This is a genomic window from Paracoccus chinensis (assembly GCF_900102885.1).
GTDB classification, from domain to species: Bacteria; Pseudomonadota; Alphaproteobacteria; order Rhodobacterales; family Rhodobacteraceae; genus Paracoccus; species Paracoccus chinensis.
The window spans coordinates 1-3,344 of record NZ_FNGE01000051.1 but is presented as its reverse complement, the minus strand read 5'-3'; the positions used below and the strand labels follow the sequence as shown (position 1 = coordinate 3,344).

At 63.4% G+C, this 3,344-nt stretch carries 4 protein-coding genes; 2 read left to right on the top strand and 2 right to left on the bottom strand.

Annotated features, from left to right (window positions below; all coding sequences use genetic code 11):
• On the top strand, positions 1-450 hold a 450-nt coding region (locus BLQ03_RS17455; protein WP_090757564.1), incomplete at its 5' end, for a TetR family transcriptional regulator.
• Between the two features lie 256 nt (positions 451-706).
• On the opposite strand, the gene BLQ03_RS17450 is transcribed toward BLQ03_RS17455, so the two are convergent.
• The gene (locus tag BLQ03_RS17450; protein WP_175558944.1) at positions 707-1,756 is read right to left on the bottom strand and encodes an IS110 family RNA-guided transposase; all 1,050 of its coding nucleotides are present in this window, start codon (positions 1,754-1,756) and stop codon (positions 707-709) included.
• Positions 1,757-1,967: 211 nt separating this feature from the next.
• Between BLQ03_RS17450 and BLQ03_RS17445 the strand changes: the two genes are divergently transcribed.
• Positions 1,968-2,213: a hypothetical protein gene (locus BLQ03_RS17445; protein WP_090757562.1), complete on the top strand. Its 246-nt coding sequence runs from the start codon at positions 1,968-1,970 to the stop codon at positions 2,211-2,213.
• Positions 2,214-2,289: 76 nt separating this feature from the next.
• Here BLQ03_RS17445 and BLQ03_RS17440 read toward each other — a convergent pair.
• A partial coding sequence (locus BLQ03_RS17440) for a Y-family DNA polymerase (RefSeq protein WP_139166807.1) occupies positions 2,290-3,344 on the bottom strand: 1,055 nt, incomplete at its 5' end.

Here is a 3,344-nt window from a genome sequence, read left to right as displayed (position 1 = left end):
TTCTACAAGCACTTTGCGTCCAAGGAGGTGCTGGTGCGCGAAGCTTGCGCCCTCTCCTTCGAGCAGGCGGCACAGGTCTGGCAGAAGCTGACCGGCGACCGTCCCGAAGCGGCGGCGATCGTGGAACACTACTTCCGCGAGCGGCCCGCGCACCAGACCTGCCCCATGCTGGCCTTTGCCCCGCATGTGTCCGGCGCCGACACCGCCCATCCTTCGCGAGAGGCCTACAGCAGGGGGGTGGAGGCGCTTCTGTCAGGTTTCTTGAGCCAGATCGGCACCAGCGAGCCTTCCGAGAGACCGGAAGAGGCACAGATCCTGTTCGCTGCCATGATCGGCGCGCAGCTTCTGGCGCAGGCCTCGGACAATGCGGATTGGGCCACCGCTCTGCAGCAGGCCGTGAGACGCCGCGCGAGGAAACAATCTCATGCGGATGAGAGAACGTCTGCTTAGGGCTCAAACTCATCAAGACGGACATGCGGTATCAGACCACGCACGAACTGCGTAAGCTTGCATCGCACTCATCTCCACCGGGCACATGGTTCCTTACGAGGTCGGCAACTGCCGCCGCAAAATGGGCTTCGGTAGGGGACCGCCTCATTGTCACTCCGCGTGATCTGGTCGCAACGATCGCTACGAGGTCGGCCTCCCAACGTCCCGGCAGGGACTATCCGCCGGAGCGGATCTTCGTCGGCTGGAAGGGCTCAGGTCATGCTGCTTTGCCCTTCTGGCTGTATTCAAACTCGGTACCGTTGATCCATATCGCGTGCATGATGACCGCAAGCTTCCGTGCGACAGCCACCGCCGCACGCTTGAAGCCGCTGCGTTTGTAGACACGAAGACCCCAGGCCTTCAAAGCGGACCAACTGGCGGTCTTGGTCAGGACGACCGTTGCGGCCTGATAAAGGTATGACCGCATCATCTTGTCAGGGGCATGGCCGATCCCGGCAGACCAGTTGGTCTCTCCAGATTGCCGCACGCGGGGCGCAAGCCCAAGGTAGGGCCCAAGCTTGTTGGATGACGAGAACCTCGCCGGATCATCGACGGCTGTCATGAATGCCAATGCTACAAGATAGCCGATGCCGGGAACGGTCATGATACGTCGGGCATCAGGATCGCGTTCTGCGATGTTCTTGAGTTCGTCCTCATACACGGCAATCTGCCGGGTGAGCGCTTCATGCACAGCCAGAAGAGGAGCAAGGAGAGATCCAAACTGCGGGTTATCCTGGATGATCTCCTGAACCATTGCAGGAAACCTCCGCGTTGCGGTGCTGCCAGCAAACAGGCCGAAGGATTTTACAACACCCCGCATCTGATTGAGCACGTCTTTGCGCGACATACGGAGCTGATATCGGGCGGTCAGGAGTGACCGGACGTACTGGGTCTGTGGGCTGCGGACATTCGCCTCCTTGAACCAGCCAATCCGCATCAACTCCGCCAGGCCTTGGGCGTCGTTCTTGTCCGTCTTGTTCTTCCGCATGGACAAAGCGCGGCTCGCATGACGCGCATCAATGCAAATCACGGGCAGCCCACGCCCGCGCAGCGCGCGCCAGAGCCATGGCGTCGTAGCGCCCGTTTCCAAGCCGATACGTTCGCAATTTGGAGCTTTACGCTGGACAATATCGGCAAGTGCGTCCGGGTCCGAGGGAACAGCACCCTGGTAGAGGCGCGTTCCGTCCTGATCGAGGACGCAGATATGGGTCTCGGCGAGCGAGATATCGAGGCCAACATAGGTTGTGACAGGCGTCTTGTGATCCATTCCACCCTCCATTGCGACACGTCCACATGCGCTAACCTATGAAGGCTGGGCGATGAACCGTTGTCACCCCATGTCACCCGGATGGGCAGAGACGCGCCCTGCGCGGCTCGGGTGGAAACCGCTCCAGCGGTTGGAACGAGAGCCTGGTCCCGGCTTGCCGGGACGCGCCCTGCCTGTTCACATGCCCCTGCATCGCAGATGAAGGGGCGGCATGACTGATCCAACGACCCGGCTTGCTCTGACGACGCTGATTGCATCGGCGATTTCACATTGCGAGCACGAGATTGCGGAGATGAACCGGGCGGTCCGGCTGCTGGAGAAGGATGATCGCCGCCGCATCGAGGCAACCTGGCAGGACGGCCAGCAATGGCGGGGGCTGGCGTCGGACGACTTCACGCGCATGGTCGAGGCGCTGGTGATCCTGACGGACGGTGCTCTTACGTTTCGGGATGGATGACCAGCGAACGGCGCATCTGCAGGGTGCGGCGCGATGACAGGGGCAGGGGGCGCTGCCAGTGCCTCCGCCGCGCCAGTCAAACTCGAACGATAGGCAGCTCGCTGATCCGGGTGGTGTAGCGCGGTGAGCGCAGTTCGGCGCGTGTCGTCCACCCGCCCTCGAAGCCTTCGCGGCCAAGCACGACCGTCTTCTTGCCGAAGCGGTCATTGATCGCATCGAGCGCGTCCATCAGCTTCGCATTCCGAGGTCGATCCGGCGGGAACAGGAGCCTGGGCTGATCCTGATCGGCCACGAGGTCACCGAGGATCACCCCGGCCTTGGTATAGGCGCAGCCATTGCCGGTGGGATCGCCTTTCCATGCCCGCTGCGCCGCGCCAACGGCCGCGTCTACCAGATCGAAGGTGTTGTTCGACATGGGGTGCAGCCGCGCGCTCCGCGACGCGGAGTGCTGCGGCCGCTCCGGCCTGTGGGGGTTGGTGTGGAAAAAGACGGTGATGGTCCCGGCGACAAGCCCATGGTCGCGCAGCTTCTCGGCCGCCCGGGTGGCATGGGCGGTGACGGCCTGGGCCAGCACGTCGAAGCGCGTCATGGGCGTGCCTGCGGAGCGGGTCACGGCCATGCCCTTGCGCTGCGGCGCCACGTCCTCGAAGTCGAGGCAACTGATGCCGCGCAGCTCGGCCACCAGGCGCTCCAGGACCACGGTACCGATCTTGCGCGCGACCGGCAGGCCCAGGTCGCGCAGCGCTGCCGCTGTCCTGATTCCCTGGGCCGTCAGCTTGGCCTGGGTGGCGGTTCCGACGCCCCAGATTTCCCCGATGGGGATGCGTCGCATCACAAAGTCCCGCACATCCGGGTGCATCAGGTTGCAGACGCCCCCAAAGATCGGGTTCTTCTTGGCAGCGAAGTTCGCCAGCTTGGCGAGGGTCTTGGTCGGGCCGATGCCGACGCAGGTCGGGATGCCCGTCTCGGTCCTGACCGCCTCGCGCATCCGGGCGGCGTGAGCTTCCATCCGGTCGCCAAAGCCCGACAGGTCTACGAAGGTCTCGTCGATCGAATACGCATCGAGGCGTGGCGAATACCCGTGCAGCACATCGACCACGCGGCGGCTCATGTCGCCGTAAAGGGTATAGT

What these genes read in the sequence shown, in the direction of transcription:
- BLQ03_RS17450 (WP_175558944.1), bottom strand. Translation starts at nt 1,756, where the DNA reads ATGGATCACAAGACGCCTGTCACAACCTATGTTGGCCTCGATATCTCG.
- BLQ03_RS17445 (WP_090757562.1), top strand. Translation starts at nt 1,968, where the DNA reads ATGACTGATCCAACGACCCGGCTTGCTCTGACGACGCTGATTGCATCG.